Origin of the sequence: Sphingobium sp. CFD-1, assembly GCF_024611115.1 — a bacterium.
In the GTDB taxonomy this organism is placed as follows: Bacteria; Pseudomonadota; Alphaproteobacteria; order Sphingomonadales; family Sphingomonadaceae; genus Sphingobium; species Sphingobium baderi_A.
The window spans coordinates 2,725,556-2,743,212 of the sequence record NZ_CP084398.1; the positions used below are offsets into that span (position 1 = coordinate 2,725,556).

At 64.0% G+C, this 17,657-nt stretch carries 16 protein-coding genes; 9 read left to right on the forward strand and 7 right to left on the reverse strand.

What is annotated here, in order from left to right; all coding sequences use genetic code 11:
- Positions 1–64: 64 nt before the first annotated feature.
- On the reverse strand, positions 65–1,192 hold the full coding sequence (locus tag LDB26_RS13735; RefSeq protein WP_257538808.1) for a glycosyltransferase: 1,128 nt from the start codon (positions 1,190–1,192) through the stop codon (positions 65–67).
- A 116-nt stretch (positions 1,193–1,308) separates the two neighbouring features.
- On the opposite strand from LDB26_RS13735, the gene LDB26_RS13740 reads away from it, so the two are divergent.
- Both LDB26_RS13740 and LDB26_RS13745 read left to right on the forward strand, forming a co-directional pair.
- Positions 1,309–2,424 carry a CDP-alcohol phosphatidyltransferase family protein gene (locus tag LDB26_RS13740; RefSeq protein ID WP_257538809.1) on the forward strand — a complete coding sequence of 372 codons (1,116 nt, stop codon included), beginning with the start codon at positions 1,309–1,311 and terminating at the stop codon, positions 2,422–2,424.
- Complete coding sequence (locus LDB26_RS13745; protein ID WP_257538810.1) at positions 2,421–2,849, forward strand: HIT family protein; 429 nt, start codon at positions 2,421–2,423, stop codon at positions 2,847–2,849. The genes LDB26_RS13740 and LDB26_RS13745 overlap by 4 nt, the downstream gene beginning before the upstream one ends.
- 177 nt (positions 2,850–3,026) lie before the next feature.
- On the opposite strand, the gene LDB26_RS13750 is transcribed toward LDB26_RS13745, so the two are convergent.
- Together LDB26_RS13750 and LDB26_RS13755 are read right to left on the reverse strand one after the other, a co-directional pair.
- A complete protein-coding gene (locus tag LDB26_RS13750) occupies positions 3,027–3,791 on the reverse strand; it encodes a sugar phosphate nucleotidyltransferase (RefSeq protein ID WP_062067845.1) in 765 nt (254 codons plus the stop codon).
- A gap of 138 nt (positions 3,792–3,929) precedes the next feature.
- The gene (locus LDB26_RS13755) at positions 3,930–5,078 is read right to left on the reverse strand and encodes a 12-oxophytodienoate reductase (RefSeq protein WP_257538811.1); all 1,149 of its coding nucleotides are present in this window, start codon (positions 5,076–5,078) and stop codon (positions 3,930–3,932) included.
- Positions 5,079–5,158: 80 nt separating this feature from the next.
- Here LDB26_RS13755 and LDB26_RS13760 point away from each other — a divergent pair, with 80 nt between their 5' ends.
- Positions 5,159–5,554, forward strand: coding sequence for a helix-turn-helix domain-containing protein (locus LDB26_RS13760; protein ID WP_062067851.1), 396 nt, complete (start codon positions 5,159–5,161; stop codon positions 5,552–5,554).
- 126 nt (positions 5,555–5,680) lie between these two features.
- Positions 5,681–7,021 (forward strand): lipopolysaccharide biosynthesis protein, encoded by a 1,341-nt coding sequence (locus LDB26_RS13765; RefSeq protein WP_373886207.1) that lies wholly within the window; start codon positions 5,681–5,683, stop codon positions 7,019–7,021.
- Between the two features lie 5 nt (positions 7,022–7,026).
- On the opposite strand, the gene LDB26_RS13770 is transcribed toward LDB26_RS13765, so the two are convergent.
- Together LDB26_RS13770 and LDB26_RS13775 are read right to left on the reverse strand one after the other, a co-directional pair.
- Positions 7,027–7,824 carry a nucleotidyltransferase family protein gene (locus LDB26_RS13770; RefSeq protein ID WP_257538812.1) on the reverse strand — a complete coding sequence of 266 codons (798 nt, stop codon included), beginning with the start codon at positions 7,822–7,824 and terminating at the stop codon, positions 7,027–7,029.
- 41 nt (positions 7,825–7,865) lie between these two features.
- Positions 7,866–9,401 (reverse strand): M23 family metallopeptidase, encoded by a 1,536-nt coding sequence (locus LDB26_RS13775; RefSeq protein WP_257538813.1) that lies wholly within the window; start codon positions 9,399–9,401, stop codon positions 7,866–7,868.
- 238 nt (positions 9,402–9,639) lie between these two features.
- On the opposite strand from LDB26_RS13775, the gene LDB26_RS13780 reads away from it, so the two are divergent.
- The 4 genes from LDB26_RS13780 to LDB26_RS13795 all read left to right on the forward strand — a co-directional run bounded on the left by LDB26_RS13780 (position 9,640) and on the right by LDB26_RS13795 (position 13,797).
- Positions 9,640–12,324 (forward strand): helicase-related protein, encoded by a 2,685-nt coding sequence (locus tag LDB26_RS13780; protein WP_257538814.1) that lies wholly within the window; start codon positions 9,640–9,642, stop codon positions 12,322–12,324.
- The gene (locus LDB26_RS13785; RefSeq protein ID WP_257538815.1) at positions 12,317–12,613 is read left to right on the forward strand and encodes an RNA-binding S4 domain-containing protein; all 297 of its coding nucleotides are present in this window, start codon (positions 12,317–12,319) and stop codon (positions 12,611–12,613) included. Before LDB26_RS13780 ends, LDB26_RS13785 begins: the two co-directional genes overlap by 8 nt.
- A gap of 83 nt (positions 12,614–12,696) precedes the next feature.
- Positions 12,697–13,035: a ferredoxin FdxA gene (gene fdxA / locus LDB26_RS13790; RefSeq protein WP_062067867.1), complete on the forward strand. Its 339-nt coding sequence runs from the start codon at positions 12,697–12,699 to the stop codon at positions 13,033–13,035.
- 234 nt (positions 13,036–13,269) lie between these two features.
- A complete protein-coding gene (locus tag LDB26_RS13795; RefSeq protein WP_062067870.1) occupies positions 13,270–13,797 on the forward strand; it encodes a CarD family transcriptional regulator in 528 nt (175 codons plus the stop codon).
- Between the two features lie 419 nt (positions 13,798–14,216).
- On the opposite strand, the gene LDB26_RS13800 is transcribed toward LDB26_RS13795, so the two are convergent.
- Together LDB26_RS13800 and LDB26_RS13805 are read right to left on the reverse strand one after the other, a co-directional pair.
- On the reverse strand, positions 14,217–14,459 hold the full coding sequence (locus tag LDB26_RS13800; protein WP_257538816.1) for a hypothetical protein: 243 nt from the start codon (positions 14,457–14,459) through the stop codon (positions 14,217–14,219).
- A gap of 101 nt (positions 14,460–14,560) precedes the next feature.
- On the reverse strand, positions 14,561–15,979 hold the full coding sequence (locus tag LDB26_RS13805) for an OprO/OprP family phosphate-selective porin (RefSeq protein WP_257538817.1): 1,419 nt from the start codon (positions 15,977–15,979) through the stop codon (positions 14,561–14,563).
- A gap of 161 nt (positions 15,980–16,140) precedes the next feature.
- Here LDB26_RS13805 and LDB26_RS13810 point away from each other — a divergent pair, with 161 nt between their 5' ends.
- Complete coding sequence (locus tag LDB26_RS13810; RefSeq protein WP_062067879.1) at positions 16,141–17,646, forward strand: ABC transporter substrate-binding protein; 1,506 nt, start codon at positions 16,141–16,143, stop codon at positions 17,644–17,646.
- The last annotated feature ends 11 nt before the right edge of the window (positions 17,647–17,657 follow it).

The window sequence follows — 17,657 nt, forward strand, 5'->3', positions numbered from 1 at the left end:
TTAGGCGCGCGATAGCCAAACAGAGGCCGTGGGGAAAGCCCCTTTTGCCTCTTATTGCAGTAGCTCAGGATTTAACAAGCGGCGCGAGCGCCTGCACATGCTCATCGACGCCATTCTCCACGCTATATGCTGCAATCTCCAAAGGGACCGTTCGATTTGCGGGAAATTCGAGCATTTGGACGATCGCCTGGCTTAGCGCCCCCACATCAATGGGAACGATCGCCCCGAATCCGGTGGCAAGTATGATATCGCTCAGCGCTGGAGAACAATCGGTCGCGACCACAGGACAGCCGACGCCCATCGCCTCAAGCGCTACAGCGGGCAAATCCTCCCATAGAGAGGACAGTACCAAACAATGTGCACGGTCATAATAAGGGATAGGGTCGACTACATAGCCCGCAAATTCAACGCGATCCGCTATACCCAGGGCATTCACCTTCTCGCGCAGCATAGCTCCTTCAGGACCTTCGCCAAGAAGGATCAGGCGCCACTCCTGATTAAGCAGTTTCGCGAGCGCATCCAGCAATAGTCCGAAATTCTTCTGACGCGAAAAGCGGCCCACAGCCAAGATGGTCGGCGGCCCATCCTTTGCCGGCGCAGCGGCGGTCCTGATTGTCTGGATGTAGGGATTGTGAACGAATTTCGTCTCGACATAGCGCCCTGCCTGAGCATGTACGTCCGCAATGCTATCGCGCGAGAGAACCAAAATCTGATCGGCGCGTCGATAGAGCCAGCGATAGAAGTGGTGCTTCAATTTGCGGCGTGCGCCCTGATGCCAGTCCTTAAGAACCGGATTGGTCTGCTTGACGACAAGTCGAACATCCTTTCGTCCCGCCAATGCATGCGCCAGTCCCGCCGCCAAATGAGTATGGTTGCCGGGCGACAGCAAGACTGCAGGACGCGAACGCCGAATTTGCCAGGCAAGCCATGGAATCGACAGCAGTAACCGCAATTTCCGACCGCCATTGCTGCCAGGCAGCAATGCCCTGATTTCCACTCCCTCGTGCACCAACGATTGGGTCGGCCCGGAATTATCAGCAACCCATATCTGACTATTCCAGCCGTGCTTGGAAAATCCGTTGGCAAGCAGGCAACTGACACGCTCCACGCCGCCGGAACCGAATCGGCCCAACAAAATCACCACCCCCCGTTCAGAGGCGCCTTGCTGAGGCCCATTCGCAAAAACCATCATAGCATGTGCTTTACGGGGAGGTATGGGAACAAGCAACCATCCAGCCCCTGCGAAACGCCCTTGGCGTTACAGGCAGGCTCTGCCAAGGAGGTGCCAACCATCACGATGAGCAATTCATGTCGCCAGCCAATTTTACCGTTCGCCTGATTGGGGACAATCCGATCCGCATATGGAACATATCCTGCGCCGAACGGGTGCGCCGCATTGCCCGGGCAGCGGGATTTGCCATGACAGAAAACGGGGAAGGCCCCGCGCTGCTTGTCAACAGCGCCTTTGCATTTGATCCGCAATGGCTGGCTTTCATGGAGAAGCGACCCGATAGCGTACTCACCATTGGCGGCGCGCCAGCCATAGCCCATGTAACAGGAAATATCGACGGCGCCGCGCAGGCCATATCTGACGGTGTGATACCGCAAGGTCTCCATCCTGTCGCGGCCGAGGATCATCGCGATTTTTACAACAAAAGCCTACGCAAGAACGAGTGGCCATTTCTGCTGGCCCTTACCGACGCCAATGTCGCGACCATCGAACGTGCCAGTTATCAAGCGTCCTATAAGGGCGTTACGGACCTGCTGACCAAATATTTGTGGCCAAAACTCGCCTTTCACTTGACGCGGCTTGCCGCATCGCTGGGCATGTCGCCCAATATGGTAACGGGCATTGGCGCCCTTTGCTGCGTCATGGCGACGCTGCTTTTTGCACAAGGGCAATATTGGGCCGGTTTCGCGATCGGCTTCGCCTTCATGGTGCTGGATACTGTTGACGGCAAGCTGGCGCGTTGCACAGTTACCTCATCCAAATGGGGCAATATATTTGACCATGGCATAGACCTGATTCATCCCCCCTTCTGGTGGTATGCTTGGGGCGTGGGGCTGGCGCGCTGGGGCCTCGATCTCCCCGACCGGACATTCTGGACGATCATGGCAGTGATCCTGGGAGGCTATGTTCTTCAGCGCCTGATCGAAGGGACGTTCATGCGTGCATTCAACGGCATGCACATTCATGTCTGGCGACCGTTCGATACTTGGTTCCGGCTGATTACCGCGCGGCGCAATCCGAACATGGTGATCCTGTTCGTGGCGCTGCTGTTCGGGCGGCCGGATGTCGGGCTGATCGCGCTGGCGTGGTGGACGGTGATTTCGCTGGTTGTGCATGCGGCGCGGCTGGCGCAGGCTTATGGTGTGAAGCGGTCGGGGCGGGCGATTGTGAGCTGGATGGAAGCGAAATCATGAATGAAACCATCAAGGGATTCGGTTTTCCGCAGACGCTTGTAGGAGATTTCCAACATTGGGTCGTGCTGCTCCGGCCCGCGCAGCCCACGCTGGGATCGCTGGTGCTGGCGGCGAAGAGCGAGGCGACCGCCTTTGGCGATCTGCCCGCGGAAGCCCATGCCGAACTGGCCGAGGTGACGAAGGCGATCGAAAGCGCGCTCCGCCAGGCCGTGGGCTATGCCAAGATCAATTACCTCATGCTGATGATGGTGGACCCGCATGTGCATTTCCACGTCATCCCCCGCTATGAGGGCGCGCGCGGCCATGCGGGCGTCGATGTCCCCGACGCCGGGTGGCCGGGGCAGCCGGATCTGGGCAGCGCGGTCAAATTGACGGCGGAGCAGCGGGATGCGCTGGCGCAATGGCTGAAAGGCCATTTCGACTGAAACGAATCGACATTCAGAAGATGGTGGAGCGAGCCGAAGGCCAGCGAAGCTAAAGGGGTGGATTTCCATGAACCGGCGCGCAGCGACCCGCAGGGTCATGAACACCGGAAGCGGGGAAAGACGCCATTTGCAGCCCACCAGAACCGAAAGCCGATCCGTCCTGAAGCCGACACAGGCTTATTTCGCGTAACGCCCTTCCGCCACCCAGCGGGCGGTCAGGGCATTGGCGGCTTCCACATCCTGCGGAAAGTCGACTTCCTGCCAGTCCAGCCCCTCGATCGAAACGGTGCCGACGCGGTTGCCCTTCGCGATGATGTCGATGGCGCGCAGATACCAGCGTTCCACGCCTTCGGGCGTCCGCATCATCTGGTCGATCTGATTGCGGAAGATCGCCGGGCCTTCGCCGGTAAAGGCCAGCATCCCGATGGATTCGGCGTTGGTGTCAGGCGGCAGCAACCGCTTACCGATGGCGTGAAGCTGGCCGCTTTCGTCGCGGTTCACCTTCATGTCGTCATCGTCATAGTCGGACTTCACGTCGACGGTGACGGTGATCGCGTCCTGCGCGCCGCCGACCAGCCGGCCCACAATCTCATCCGATATGATGGTGTCGCCGTTGAGGATGATGAAGTCGCGGTCCATTTCCTCCCGCGCGATCCAGCAGGTGCCCAGATTGTCCGCGACCTGGAAAAAGGGATTGAACAGCGTCCGCACCCGCGCGCCGGTGTCCCGGTAAAGTTGAAGCGCGTGATCCTCCACCCGTTCCGTGCGGAAGCCCGTGACGACCACAATATCGCTGACCCCGTTCGCCACCAGCGCCGCCACCTGCCAGCTGATGAGGGTGCGGCCATTGAAGTCGATCATGCATTTGGGAATGTCGCGGGTCAACGGAAGGAGACGCGAACCCTGCCCCGCCGACAGGATGATGGCTTTGGTGATGCTCATGGGGCGCTGCTGTAGAACATCGGGCGGGGATGTGGGAACGGGTTTTTTTGAAGAACCGATGGGAAATCGGCCGGGCACCTTATGACCCCGCCCGCCGCAAGCGAGCGCTCTGGCCGCTGCGATCGGCAAAGGCCGGATTCAGACCAGATTCCTGACGGTTGCCGGATCGAACGGCAGGAAACTCTCTCCGCGCTCGGCCTTCCGCGCCCATTGCGGATCGGCGATGAGCGCGCGCCCCACGCCGATCAGATCAAATTCGCCGGCGGTCATGCGCCGCCGCACCCCGGCCAGATTGTCGATGCCCGCGCTGCCCCCCGCAGCATAGGAACCATAGAGGTCGCGATCCAGACCGACACCGCCGACGGCCATGGCAGGCAGCCCCGTAAGCTGCCTGGCCCATCCCGCGAGCGTCAGGTCGCTTCCATCGAAGGCCGGCATATCAAATTTGCGCGTGCTCGCGTCGAAGATGTCGACACCCGCATCGACCAGAGGGCGCAGCATCGTCTCCAATTCTCCCGGCGTCCGGGCAAGCAGCGCCTGATAATCCTGCTGTTTCCATTGCGAGAAACGAAACATGATCGGGACATCGCCGCCCACCGCGCCGCGGATGGCGGACACCACCGCCGCCGCGAAGGCGCTGCGCCCGGCCAGATCGCCGCCCCAGCGGTCATTACGGCGATTGGTTTCCGCCCACAAAAATGAGTCGATCAGATAGCCATGCGCGCCATGAATGGCGATGCCGTCGAACCCCGTAAGGACCGCATTGCGCGCGGCATCCGCAAATGCGGCAATCACGTCGGCGATCTCCCCATCCGTCATCGCCTTTCGCTCCGGGAGAACGCGGGCGACATAATCGTCAGGGACGGTCGACCTGCGTCCCGCCGGTCCCCAAAGGCCCGACGGCCTGCTCGAAGACACCTGCGGATAAGGCCCGGTGCCGTCCTCGCGGATCGGCCCCATGTGCCAGAGTTGCGGGAATATCCTGCCTCCCGCGCCATGCACCGCGTCGACCACCGCCCGCCAGCCCGCGAGCGCGGCGTCGCCATATAGGAAGGGAACGTCCCTTTCCTTCATGCTGCCGCCACCCAGCGCGGAGCCGTGCTGGATGCCGACGCCTTCGGTCACGATCAGCCCTACGCCGGCTTCCGCACGGCGTCGGTAATAGGCGATGACCGCGTCGTTCGGCACGCCGCCGGGAGAACGGTTCCGGGTCATCGGCGCCATCACGATTCGATTGTCCAGCCGAACCTTGCCGACCGAAAATGGGCTGAAAAGAATGTCCTGCATATGATGCTCCTTCCTGACCGACTGTATGGCAGTCAGGTTCCCCATGGAAAGAAGGCACGAGAATGTAGTATAGGCACCCAATGGATACTAAGAATCCAACCGAACGATATGACGTTATGCGAGCGGACTGTCCCGCACGGCAGATCCTGGACAGGATCGCAGACAAGTGGACGGTGCTGGTCATTCTCGCGCTGGCAACAGGTCCGCTGCGTTTCGGGCGTCTTAAAGCAAAAGTGGAAGGCGTGAGTCAAAAGATGTTGACCCAGACCCTTCGCGGGCTGGAACGCGATGGAATGGTGGATCGCGCCGCTTATCCTACGGTTCCCGTTACTGTGGAATATGCGCTTACACCGCTCGGACACAGCTTGGTTGATGCTGTCGTTGGCTTGCGGCGATGGAGCCATGCACATATCGACAAGATCGATCAGGCTCGCCGTCGTTACGACACGGGCAAAAGCGAGAATGCAAATTTATAAGCGGAAATATGCCTTCCACCGCTTCGCGAACGCCACGCCATCCCCATTTGCCGATTGCCGCCAGAGTCCCTAGATAGGCGCGCGTCAGATAGCGACGCTCCAGCGAAAGGCCGGGCACGGGTGAAGATGAAAAGCGGATCGGGCGGGGCCGGCGACGGCTTTGCGCGCATCCTGGCGAATACCGGCTGGCTGCTGGGCGGCAAGGGCGTGGGCGCGGTGCTAAGCCTGGCCTATCTCGCCATCGTCACGCGCACATTGGGGGTTGCCGATTTCGGGCGCTTCGCACTGGTGCTGAGCGCCGCCAACGTCATCAAGACACTGGTCAGTTTCGATAGCTGGCAAATCGTCGTGCGTTACGGCCAGCCGCATCTGGCGGCGGGAAATGGCGACGCGCTCAATCGCGTGCTGCGCTTCTGCATCCTGATCGACCTTGCTTCCGCGCTGGCCGGAGGGGTGGTCGCGGGCGCCATCATCATCCTGTTCGGCCATCTGATGGACCTGTCGGCGCAGATGGGATGGCAGGCCTGGCTGTTCTGCATGATGATGATGATCACTATCCGTTCCAGCCCGACTGGCATATTGCGCCTGTTCGACCGTTTCGATTCGGCGGCTTTCGCGGAAACCATGATCCCGGTCGGGCGGATGATCGGGGCAGGCGTTGCGCTGGCGCTGATGCCGGGCATTACGGGTTTCCTGATCGCCTGGGCGGCGGCGGAGCTGCTATGCGCGGCGGCCTATTGGATATTGGCGCTGCGCGAGGGGGGGGAGCGGATCGGACGCTGGCGCGCGGGCCGGGCGCTGGACGCGCGGCATGAAAATCCCGGCATCGTCGGATTCCTGACCGCAACCAACCTGCAAACCACGCTGTCGTCGGTAGGGCAGCAGGTGGCGGTGCTGATCGTCGGCCTGTTCGTGGGGCCGACCGGCGCGGGCCTCTATCGCCTCGCCAACCAGCTTGCCAATTCACTGACGAAGATTTCCAGCCTGTTGTCGCGCAGCATCTTCGTGGAGCTGACGCGCACGCATAGCAGCCATGGCGCGGATGCGCTGCGGACCCTGTTCCGGCGGACCAATCGGCTGGCGCTGATCGCGGGGGCGGTCATCATCGCGCTGATCCTGACGATCGGCCATCCGCTGCTGGGCCTGATCGCGGGCAAGGCATTTCTGCCTGCCTATCCGCTGCTGCTGCTGCTGGGCGTGGCGGCCTGCATCGACCTAGTGGGGGTGAGCTATCGTCCGCTGCTGATGGCGACGGACCGGGCCAGCCTGTCGCTGCGGATCACCTTCATCGCGACGGCCTTGCTGCTGGGGCTGCAGGCGGCGCTGCTGCCGATCTATGGCACCATCGGCGCGGCCGCCGCGAATATCGTCGCCGCCAGCGCCGGATTCCTGATGATGGGGCTGGCGAGCCGCCGGGCGGTGGAGGTGCATGCCGCCGCCGAACAGATGCGCGAAGGCGGCGGCTGACCCTTTCAGGCCGGGCTGGCGAGGATGGATTCGATCAGCGCCACATCCTCCGCCTTGTCCGCGTCGATGCAGGCCTCGGCCTTGTCCATGGCGACGAGGCGCGCGACGAGGCCGAAGCGGCGGCCTATGCGCGCCATGCCGCCGCGCAGGGTCAGCAGGCGGAGCGCCGCGCCGATCAGGGCGAAGGGACCGAAGGCGGCAAGGATCTTCCAGCCCTTTTTCCGGTCCTGCTCCACATCCTGCCACAGCGCGATGATAGGGCGCGCCTTCGCGCTGCCGAACCAGAAGATATTCGCGCCCGACCACCAGCCGTCCCGGAACTTGAGCCATGTGCGGCGCGAGGCAGGATAGCGGGCGAGCAGCGTGGCGCGCTCCACCATGGCGACGGCGATGTCCGCGCCGGTCGCCTGCGCGATGAACTGGTCGAGCATGGCGCTGTCCAGCAGCACATGATCGGCGGTGGTCAGCAGCAGCGGGAACGGCAGGTCCGCCCGGTCCATCAGCGCCAGCAGCGAGGAGGCTATGCCCGCGCCGCTCGTCTCAAACGCGACCTTGGGATGATCGGCGAGCCAGGCGGTGGCGGGGGCGCCGGTATAGAGGCCGGGCGACTGGGTCAGGATGAGGACGCGGCCGATGGCCGGATGCGCCACCAGCGCGCGGGCGGGATAGTCGATCATCGCGATGCCCGCGACGGGGACGAGGGGCTTGGCGGCGACGCCTGCCGCCTGCGCCAGCGGATCGGGAACGGGGCGCGATCCGGCGAGCAGGATGGCGGTGACGGTCGAGGCAGCCGGATCGGTCATGCCGGAGCGTTAGCGCAGACGCGGCGGGCGCGCCAAGTGGCTTATTTCCCGGTAGCGGCGGGAGCCAAAGGCGCTTTTTGCGCGATACTTTCGCGCAGGCCGGGGTGCAGCGCCTTCAATTGCGCCAGGCGGGCGCGGAAATTGGCGAGATCGCGGCCCGCCAGCTGGGATGTGGTGGTGAAGGTGACGGACAGCGGATTGACCGTGCGGCCATTGCGGTAGAGTTCATAGTGCAAATGCGGCCCGGTCGACAGGCCCGTCGATCCGACATAGCCGATCACTTGCCCGCGCCGCACGCGCTGGCCCGCCACGGCAGCGATGCGGCTCATATGCCCATAGCCGGTGGCAAGACCGCCGCCATGCTCCAGCCGCACATAATTGCCATGCCCGCCATGCCGCCCGGCAAAGGATACCCGGCCGTCCGTCACCGCATAGATGGGCGAACCGTAACGCGCGGCGAAATCCACGCCCGCATGCATCCGCGTATAGCCCAGGATCGGATGGCGGCGCTGGCCGTAGCCGGAGGAGATGCGACCAGCCACCGGCTGCGTGAGCACGCCGCGACGTTCTCCCACGCCCGACGCTTCGAACCATTCGGTGCGGCCGCCTGTCGTCCATTTGAGCATGTCGATGGGTTTGCCCCGCGACCGGCGCAATCCCGCATAGAGCAGATCGCCTACTTCCACATCGCCGGTTTCGGCGCGGCGATATTCGGTGACGATGTCGTAGCGGTCCCCCGGACGGATCGAGCCGAGGTCCACCTGCTGCGCGATGACGCGCAGGAACGCCTGCGCCGCCTTGGGCGGCGCGCCTGCCGCGCGGGCGCTGTTGTACACGCTGTCGCCCACCACCCCCTGGATGCGGAGCGGCGTGTCGTCGACACGGATCGGGATGCGCTTCACCTGAAGCGCACCGCCGACGCGGTTGATCTCCACCCCAAGGTCGAGACGCGCGCGGAAAGCGAGATGGTCGAGCGGACGGGGCCGGTCGCGGCTGGCGCGGCGGCCCAGCACGATGTCGAGCCGCGTGCCCGCCTTCGCGCCGCCGCTCATGTCACCGCCGACCAGCGCATTGACGATCGCCACGTCGCCCGCGCTGACGCCCGCGCGGGACAAGGCGCGGGGCAGCGTGTCGCTGCTGCCGATCTGGGCGTTGAGTTCAATCTGGGGACGTTCGGGCGTCTGGCGCAGCGGCTGGACCGCATCGGTCGATCCCATGCGATGCCCGCTGTCCGCGCCCATCGCGAGCGGCGTTATCATCTGGCTACGCACTTCGTCGAACTGCGCCTGTTCCAGCAGCGGTTCGGGCGCGCCGGGCACGGGCTGAAAACCGGGAGAGAGATAGAGCGCGGTGGCGCACAGGCCGAAACAGGTGGCAAGGCCGCGGAACCATGTGAGGCTGCCGACGCGCTGGCCAAGGTCGGGGACAAGATCCACATCCTCGGCCCAGTCCTTGAGCCGGGCGCGCCAGTCGAGCGGGCGGTCCACGGTGCGTGACGGATGTTTCAGGGAATCGGCGAGCCATAGGGAAGCGGTCGCTCCCCCCTGCTGCGTTCCGAACTGGTTTTCCTGAAACAAGCCGCGTCCCCCCCGGGACAGTTCATCGCATCGCCACAAGGCAACGACCCCCGCGCCGCGCCGAGGCCGCACTGTTGTGAACGCATAGGGTTAAAGTCAATTTAAGACGCCGAAATGACGGTCCCGCATGCGGTGAGCCGTGCGTCAGGCCAGACAGGCGATTGGAAACAGGGCCGAAGTTTTAGCGGCGGAAGCAAAGTCCCTTGCCCTGTCCCCTTTCATGCCCGACATAACCCCCATGGCCCAATTCGCCCGATCGCCCATAACTGCCGTGCTTGGGCCCACCAATACCGGCAAGACGCATCTGGCCGTCGAACGCATGTGCGGCCATTCCAGCGGCATGATGGGCTTTCCGCTGCGCCTGCTGGCGCGCGAAGTCTACGACCGGGTAGTCGCGATCAAGGGCGCGCCGCAGGTCGCTCTCATCACCGGCGAGGAAAAGATCGTGCCGCCGGGCGCGCGCTATTTCCTCTGCACGGCGGAATCCATGCCGATCGGCGCAGGCCGGCAGGCCGGAGGCACAGACAAGACCGCAGGCCGGCAGGCCGGAAGCCCCGGCGACGGACTGGACGATTATGCCTTCGTCGCGCTGGACGAGGCGCAACTGGGCGCGGACCCGGAGCGCGGGCATGTCTTCACCGATCGGCTGCTGCGCGCTCGGGGGCGGGAGGAGACGATGATCCTCGGCTCCGCCAGCATCGCCCGGGTGGTCAAGGCGCTGGTGCCCGATGTGGAGATCATCGGGCGGCCGCGCTTTTCGACGCTCAGCTATGCGGGCGCGAAAAAGCTGTCCCGCCTGCCCAAACGGTCCGCCATCGTCGCCTTTTCCGCCGAGGAGGTCTATGCCGTGGCGGAAATGCTGCGGCGTTTTCGCGGCGGCGCGGCGGTGGTGATGGGCGCGCTTTCGCCCCGCACCCGCAACGCGCAGGTGCAGATGTTCCTGAACGGCGAGGTCGATTATCTGGTCGCGACCGACGCCATCGGCATGGGCCTCAATCTGGACGTGGCGCATGTCGCCTTCGCCTCGCTCCGCAAGTTCGACGGGCGGCGGACACGGCGGCTGACCGTCAGCGAAATGGCGCAGATCGCCGGGCGCGCGGGGCGGCATCACCAGGACGGCACCTTCGGCAGCCTGGGCAGCGAGGATGGCGACGCCGCCTTCACGCCGGAGGAGATCGAGGCGATAGAGGCGCACCGCTTTCCCCGCGTGGAGCAGCTTTTCTGGCGCGACGGCACGCCCCGGCTGGACAGTCTGGCAACGCTGATCGCCGATCTGGAGGAACGGCCCGACCGGCCCGAGCTGCGCGCCGCGCCCGAAGCGGTGGATCTGGCGGTGCTGAAAAAACTGGCCGATGACCCATTGGTTATCGAACGAGTGAAGGGCAAGCGCGCCGTGGCGCGGCTGTGGGATGCCTGCGGCCTGCCCGATTTCCAGAAGCTGGGCGCGGAACATCACGCCCGCACGGTGAACCGCATCTGGCGCTTCCTGTCCGAAGGTCAGGGGCACATCCCCCGCGACTGGTTCGCCCAAGCCGTGGCGCGACTCGATTCGGTGCAAGGCGATATCGACACGCTTTCGGGGCGGATCGCGGCGGCGCGGACATGGTCCTATATCGCGCACCGGCCCGACTGGCTGGCGCATCCCGCCGAAATGGCCGAGCGCACGCGCGCGCTGGAGGAGAAGCTGTCCGACGCGCTGCACGCGGCCCTGACGCAGCGTTTCGTGGACCGGCGCACCGCCGTCCTGCTGCGCGACATCGGGCAGAATGTGGACAGCCTGCCCGTCACCGTGGAGCAGGATGGGACGGTCTGCGTCGATGGCGAGACGATCGGGCGACTTGACGGATTTCGTTTCTCGGTCGATCCCGCTACGCGTCATCAGGACAGGAAGATGCTGCTGGCGGCCGCCGAGCGCCGCCTTGGGAGGATATTGCGAGTGAAGGCTGAAGAATTGTTGGGCGCGGTGGATACGGATTTCGCGCTCATGGACGCGGCAGGGGACATGCCCGGCATAAGCTGGCAGGGCAATCCGGTCGCGGCACTGCTGGCCGGGCCGACGCTGCTGACACCTGAAATACGGCTGGATCGCGCGCTTTCCGCCCTGGGGCAGGATGTGCAGAAGCAGATCGCAGCCCGCCTTGCCACATGGTTCGAAGGTCAGAAGGAAAAGCATCTGTTGCCGCTCGTGAAGATGACGGCGAGCGCATCCGAAGCCGAAATCCCCGCCGTGGTGCGCGCCGTGTTCGCCCAGCTTGCCGATGCGGGCGGCGTGATCGCGCGGACCGAACTCGATTCGGCGCTCGCGCATCTGGACAAGGAACAGCGCCATCTTCTGCGGAAGGCGGGGATCGATATCGGCGTGCTCGACATTTATCATCCCGGCTTGCTGAAGCCGGGCGGGGCGCGCTGGCGTGCGGCCCTGCTGGCGGCGCGATTGGGCAAGCCCTGCCTGCCCCTGCCGCAGCCGGGCCTGACGCTGATCCCGGCGGGGGAGCGGGACGCGCAGATGGGCGCGCGGATCGCGGGATTCCGGGGTTTTGGCGAACAGATGCTGCGGATCGACATGGCCGAGCGCATGGCCCGCGCCGCCCATGAAGCCATCGCCAAGGGCGAAGCCTTTACCGCGCAAAGCCCACAGATCGTGTCGCTGGGGCTGGCAGAAGCATCCTTCCTGCAACTAATGAAGCTGGCGGGCTTCCGCGCGGTGGAAGCGCCGGAGGAAGGCGGCCCGAACTGGGCATTCCGGGGACGGCAGAAGACGCGCCCGCCGCAGCAACGGACCAGTCGCGATGGCGATGGTCGCGGCCGAGGCAAGCGGGATGCGCCCCAGCGGCGCGAAGGATCGACCGCCAGCGCCGGGCCGAAACCCGCCGCCGCCAACGCCTTTGCCGGGCTGGCCGAACTGTTGGGGCGCAATGGCTGACGCCGGACATGGCCTGGCGCATGGCCCTGCCCTGCGAATCGACAAGTTCCTGTGGTTCACCCGACTCGCCAAGAGCCGCTCTATCGCGCAAAAAGTCGCTGAGGACGGGCATATCCGCGTCAATGGCCGGCGCATCGAACGGTCCCATACGCCGGTGCGGCCGGGCGACCTCATCACCTTTCCGCATCCCGGCGGCGTGCGCGTGGTGCGGGTGATCCAGCTTCCCGGACGGCGCGGTCCCGCGTCCGAAGCGCAGTGCTGCTATGAAGAACTGAAGCTGGGGCATTGACGCCACAACAATATCCTCATTGACCTTCGCGAAAGCCGCGCATAGCAGGGGCACGATTTCCGCCACTCAAGAGTGCCCTGCCAATGACCTATGTCGTGACCGACAACTGCATCCGCTGCAAATATATGGATTGCGTCGAGGTCTGCCCCGTGGACTGTTTCTACGAGGGGGAGAACATGCTGGTCATCAATCCCAATGAGTGCATCGACTGCGGCGTGTGCGAACCGGAATGCCCGGCCGAAGCGATCCTGCCGGATACGGAAAACGGCCTTGAAAAATGGCTGGAGCTGAACACGAAATTCTCCGCCGAATGGCCCAACATCACGGTAAAGGGCGAAGCGCCCGCCGATGCGGACGACATGCGCGGCGTGGAAAACAAGCTGGAGCAGTTTTTCTCGCCCGAACCCGGCTCGGGCGACTGATCGCACAGCGCCGTCCGGCAAGCGATTTGTGCCATGGCTACCGGATATTGTGTCCGGGGGTGGCAATTTTATTACGAATCTGCTAAATAGCTTTCTGACGGCGGGCTTGGTCGCGCCCGTTCAGGAGAAATAGTCTCATGTTCTAATGGCGGCGCCGCGGTCTTCCCGGCATGTTTCGACTTGCATGTGCTTCGCGACGGCCCGTCTCCCCCGGTTGAATTGGAAAGGTTTCAAATGGCTGCCAAGGCGCTGTCCTTTGACGTCGGTGATTATGTCGTCTACCCCAAGCATGGCGTTGGCCGTGTGGTCGAACTGCAAAAAGAGCAGATCGCCGGCATGGAGCTGGAACTCTATGTGCTGCGTTTCGAAAAGGAGCGCATGACGCTCCGCGTGCCCACCAACAAGGCCGAAGGCGTCGGAATGCGTAAGCTTTCCTCCAACAAGACGCTGGAGGAAGCGATGGAAACGCTGAAGGGCAAGCCCAAGGTGAAGCGCACCATGTGGTCGCGCCGCGCGCAGGAATATGAAGCCAAGATCAATTCGGGCGACCTGGTGTCGATCGCCGAAGTGACCCGCGACCTGTTCCGCGCCGACGACCAGCCCGAACAAAGCTATTCCGAGCGCCAGATCTTCGAGGCCGCTTCCAGCCGCCTCGCCCGCGAACTGGCGGCGATGGAGGAAACCGACGAGCCGAGCGCGCTCAAGAAGATCCTGCGAATCCTCAACGAAGCAGCGCCGCGGCATGTAAAAGCCGAAGGCTGACGAATTTTCGGCCGAGCCGACAACGGCAGGCCGGATTCAGGAAAGGGCGTCCCGCGGGACGCCCTTTTTTTTGGCGATCATATCCTTTGCATTTTTGTGGCGATCATATCGGTTGCAAATGCTCCGACGGGATAGCCGATTTGGGTGGGGGGCGAACGGCCCGCTTTCTTCATCCCCATCCGTCCCGAGTAGCCCCTGAGCCTGTCGAAAGGGCGTATCGAAAGACAGAGTGCACCTGCCCCCCCTTCGATCCGGGCCTTCGGCTTCACTTAGCCCTGCTCAGGGCGAACGAATATCTATGTTGCGGCAAATATCTGCCACCGGCCGTAACCCGCCATGAGGTGCGGGCTGTTTAGATAAAACCGTATTTTATTCCGTCACTGTGGCGGGCGGAGCAGGTCGGCGCCCCATATTCCGCCTCAATGCTGATCCTGCACGGATTGCGCCGCGTCCTTGGCGGCGGCGCCGACATCGGACGCGGCCTGTCCGACTTTCTGCGCGGCATCCTCGACCGCGCTGTCCTTGCGCGCTTCACCGTTCATGAGGAACAAGGCGGCGACCACGACCACCACGACGAGAAGCAGAACGGCCAACATTGCTGTGCCACCGCCCCGCTTTTCCACTATCGTCACGCGGGGCGCTTCTTCCTGTCCTTCGGCCATCGGTCATCCTCCTTCTTCCGATATTCGCCGATCAATGCGCGAAGAAGGAGACTTGTTCCTCTATTCGTGTCGGTCCGCGGCCTCAATGGCCGCGGTTCGCTCTAGAAATCCAGTTCCGCACGCCAGCCCAGAACATTGACGCCATAGTTCGACCGGCTGCCCGCCAGGATCGCGGCGTCGGTATAATTGATATGCGCGTAGTTGAGGTTGAAGCGCAGATATTCGATGGGGGTCCATACCAGCGCGGCGATATAGGCTTTTTGCGTCCCGCCCACGATGTCGCGATCATTCATGTCGAGATAATCGTAACGCAGCGTCACCTGCCACGCGCCCAACCCGCCATTGCCGTTCCCGACCGGATTGGCGGGCTTCACGCCGCCGAATATGCCGTTCTTATAGCTGCGGGTTTCGCCGGTCAGAACATAGCCGATTTCCCCATAGCCGCCGAAGAAAGTCGGGTCGGCAAGACCCGGCCGCCGGACGCGCAGCCAATGCCCTTCGCCCGCCCACCAGAGCGGACCGTGGCTTCCCGCCAGTTCCACACCATAGTGATTCTCGCCCGTCGCGGCGATGTCCCCGCTATTGAGGAAATAGCTGTTAACCGCGTGGAGGAAGGGTCGCTGGCGGTATCGCTGCGGATTTTCGGCGAGGCGCTGCAGGTCGCGCCAGTGGCCCGACAGACCGAAATGCAGCTGAGTATCGCCGAATTTGGGCGCGAGCACGATGCGCCCGTCAATCCCATAGCTGTTATTTTCATCCCCGCCATTGGGCCCGTCGGACGAATTGGCAAGCGCGTCGATATTGTCGGAGAAAATGCCGGCCTGCGCCAGGACGATGCCGGAGCGATATTGGACGGCGAGGCCCAGCCGCCGTTCAAACCCGAAAGCATCGGTGAAGGCGGCGCGCTCCATGACCGATCCGGTGGTGTCGCCCACCAGTTCGTCAAGCGACTGGAACTGGTTCTGATTGCCCAGCGTGACCAGCCATTTGCCACGCTCATAGCTGATATAGGTGTCGACGGCATCGACCTTGTTATCGGAAAGCTCCACCTCCAGCTTGTAGCCGAAACCGCCACCCAACTGCCCTTCCCCGCCCAGACGCAGGCGGCGCAGCTCGTTGGAATAGCCTGTCGCCCGGTCCATGACGCTGTCGGGCGCGCGGAGCAGACCGGCATCATATTGAATGCGGCCCTTGACCTTGAAACTGGCGCCGCCTTTGCTGAAAACCGGGCTGCCTTTCCAGCCGACCGTCGTATCGGAATCGGTTTGGGCGGGCGCGGCCTGCGCCATTTGCGCGGGGGTCTGCCCCGCCGGCGTCGGCGCGGCCTGCCCTTGCTGCGCCGCGGCGGGCACGGCGCTGTCGAGCCGCGATTCCAGTTGCTGCACCTGCGCCTTGAGCGCAGCGATCTGCGCCCGCAATTCCTGCGCCTCTGTCGCGCTGATGGTCTGCGCCGCCAGTGGATATGGCGCGGCGACCAATGCCAAAGCCGTCCCGATGCGAAGTGAAATCCTGCCGTTCATCTCAGTCCCTTTGTGGATCGCCGATGCGGATATGAAGTTTTTGTTTCATCTTCGTGCACTATATGTGTCAGTTATGTGACGATTGCGGCTGGAATGCTTTTGCATTTCTCCTCACCATCATGGTTGCGCCTGCACGAGGGGCGGCTACAGTTTCTCCGCTCATGCATTTCCTTCCGCCTCTTTCCCGCCATGCCCGATCCGCCCGGATCGCTAGCGTCCTGTGCGCGACCATTTGCGCGGCCATTCTGGTCACCAGCTGTTCGGACCATAGCAGCGGCCCTGTGGCGGTGAGCGTAATCGGCGTTCGGGACGATTTCGCGAAACCGCTGGAGCGATTGCCCGATCCGGGCGCGAAACTGATGCTGGAAGCGACCGCGCAAGGGTTGGTGGCCTTCGATGGGGGGGGAGAGATACTGCCCGCCCTGGCCCAGCGGTGGATCGTGCAGGACGATGGCAGAAGCTATATCTTCCGCCTGCGCCGCGCCTTCTGGCCCAATGGCGAGCGCGTGACGGCCAAGGATGTCGCGCAGCTTTTGTCGGCGCGCATCGACAGCCTGCGGCGGCTGGACCCGGACGGGCCGCTCGATGCTGTAGAGGCGGTGGTGCCGATGACGGGCGAGGTGGTCGAGATACGCCTGACCATGCCCCGGCCCTTCGTGTTGCAGATGCTCGCCCAACCACAAATGGCGATCCTGTCGAGCGCGGGCGGCACCGGCCCCTATCGCGGCGGGAAGTGGGGCAAGGCGCTGCTCCTGAAGCCGGTCGACAAAAGCGAGGATGCCGAGGATGCCGAGAGCGCCCTTCCCGCCTGGCAGAATCGCATCCTGCGGGCCGAACGGGCGGCTTTGGCGATCGTGCGTTTTCGTGAAGCCATGGCGGATCTGGTTCTGGGCGGGCGCTATACCGACCTGCCGCTGCTGGTGCCTTCCGGCGTGGACCGGGACGCGGTGCGCGTCGATCCGGTGCAGGGGCTGCTGGGCCTTGCCATCACGGGCAAAGGAGCTTTGCTGGACGATGACAGCATCCGCCGCGCCATCAATATGAGCATCGACCGCAGCCAGTTGCCGACGATGTTCCCGTTGGGCGGCTGGGCGACGAGCGAGCAATTGCTTCCCGCCCAGCTCGAATTGCCCGCCCCGTCCGCCGCGCCCGACTGGTCCGCGCTTTCGATCGAGGAACGCCGGGCGCGGGGACGGGCGGCGGTCGATCGCTGGCGCGGCGCACATGGCGCGCCGCCGCGACTGCGGATCGCCCTGCCCGATGGACCGGGATCGACGATGCTGTTCGCGCTGGTGGAGCAGAGCCTGCGCGCCATCGGCCTTTCAGCGCAAAGGGTCGAGGTGAAACAGGATGCGGACCTGCGCCTGATCGACGAAGTGGCGGCCTATGACAGCGCGCTCTGGTATCTGGGCCGCGTCGGCTGCGCCCGGGGCATCCAGTGCAGCAAGGACGCCGAAGCCATGTTGCGCTCGGCCCGCATCGGCTCCACGGCGGAAGAGCGCGCGGACCGGATCGCGCAGGCCGTGGCGCTGACGCAGGCCCATGATGGCTATGTTCCGCTGGGCGCGCCGGTGCGATGGTCGCTGGCCGCGCGGCGGCTGACCGGGTTCATGCCATCGCCCCGCGCGCGCCACCCGTTGAATCATCTGTTCCGCGCCACCAATTAGGAGGCTGGAGG

Excerpts from the sequence above, each read along its gene's own strand:
- LDB26_RS13780 (WP_257538814.1), top strand. The coding sequence starts at position 9,640 with ATGGCCCAATTCGCCCGATCGCCCATAACTGCCGTGCTTGGGCCCACC.
- LDB26_RS13760 (WP_062067851.1), top strand. The coding sequence starts at position 5,159 with ATGGATACTAAGAATCCAACCGAACGATATGACGTTATGCGAGCGGAC.
- fdxA (WP_062067867.1), top strand. The coding sequence starts at position 12,697 with ATGACCTATGTCGTGACCGACAACTGCATCCGCTGCAAATATATGGAT.
- LDB26_RS13740 (WP_257538809.1), top strand. The coding sequence starts at position 1,309 with ATGTCGCCAGCCAATTTTACCGTTCGCCTGATTGGGGACAATCCGATC.
- LDB26_RS13785 (WP_257538815.1), top strand. The coding sequence starts at position 12,317 with ATGGCTGACGCCGGACATGGCCTGGCGCATGGCCCTGCCCTGCGAATC.
- LDB26_RS13765 (WP_373886207.1), top strand. The coding sequence starts at position 5,681 with ATGAAAAGCGGATCGGGCGGGGCCGGCGACGGCTTTGCGCGCATCCTG.
- LDB26_RS13745 (WP_257538810.1), top strand. The coding sequence starts at position 2,421 with ATGAATGAAACCATCAAGGGATTCGGTTTTCCGCAGACGCTTGTAGGA.
- LDB26_RS13750 (WP_062067845.1), bottom strand. The coding sequence starts at position 3,791 with ATGAGCATCACCAAAGCCATCATCCTGTCGGCGGGGCAGGGTTCGCGT.
- LDB26_RS13735 (WP_257538808.1), bottom strand. The coding sequence starts at position 1,192 with ATGATGGTTTTTGCGAATGGGCCTCAGCAAGGCGCCTCTGAACGGGGG.
- LDB26_RS13810 (WP_062067879.1), top strand. The coding sequence starts at position 16,141 with ATGCATTTCCTTCCGCCTCTTTCCCGCCATGCCCGATCCGCCCGGATC.
- LDB26_RS13755 (WP_257538811.1), bottom strand. The coding sequence starts at position 5,078 with ATGCAGGACATTCTTTTCAGCCCATTTTCGGTCGGCAAGGTTCGGCTG.
- LDB26_RS13770 (WP_257538812.1), bottom strand. The coding sequence starts at position 7,824 with ATGACCGATCCGGCTGCCTCGACCGTCACCGCCATCCTGCTCGCCGGA.
- LDB26_RS13800 (WP_257538816.1), bottom strand. The coding sequence starts at position 14,459 with ATGGCCGAAGGACAGGAAGAAGCGCCCCGCGTGACGATAGTGGAAAAG.
- LDB26_RS13795 (WP_062067870.1), top strand. The coding sequence starts at position 13,270 with ATGGCTGCCAAGGCGCTGTCCTTTGACGTCGGTGATTATGTCGTCTAC.
- LDB26_RS13805 (WP_257538817.1), bottom strand. The coding sequence starts at position 15,979 with ATGAACGGCAGGATTTCACTTCGCATCGGGACGGCTTTGGCATTGGTC.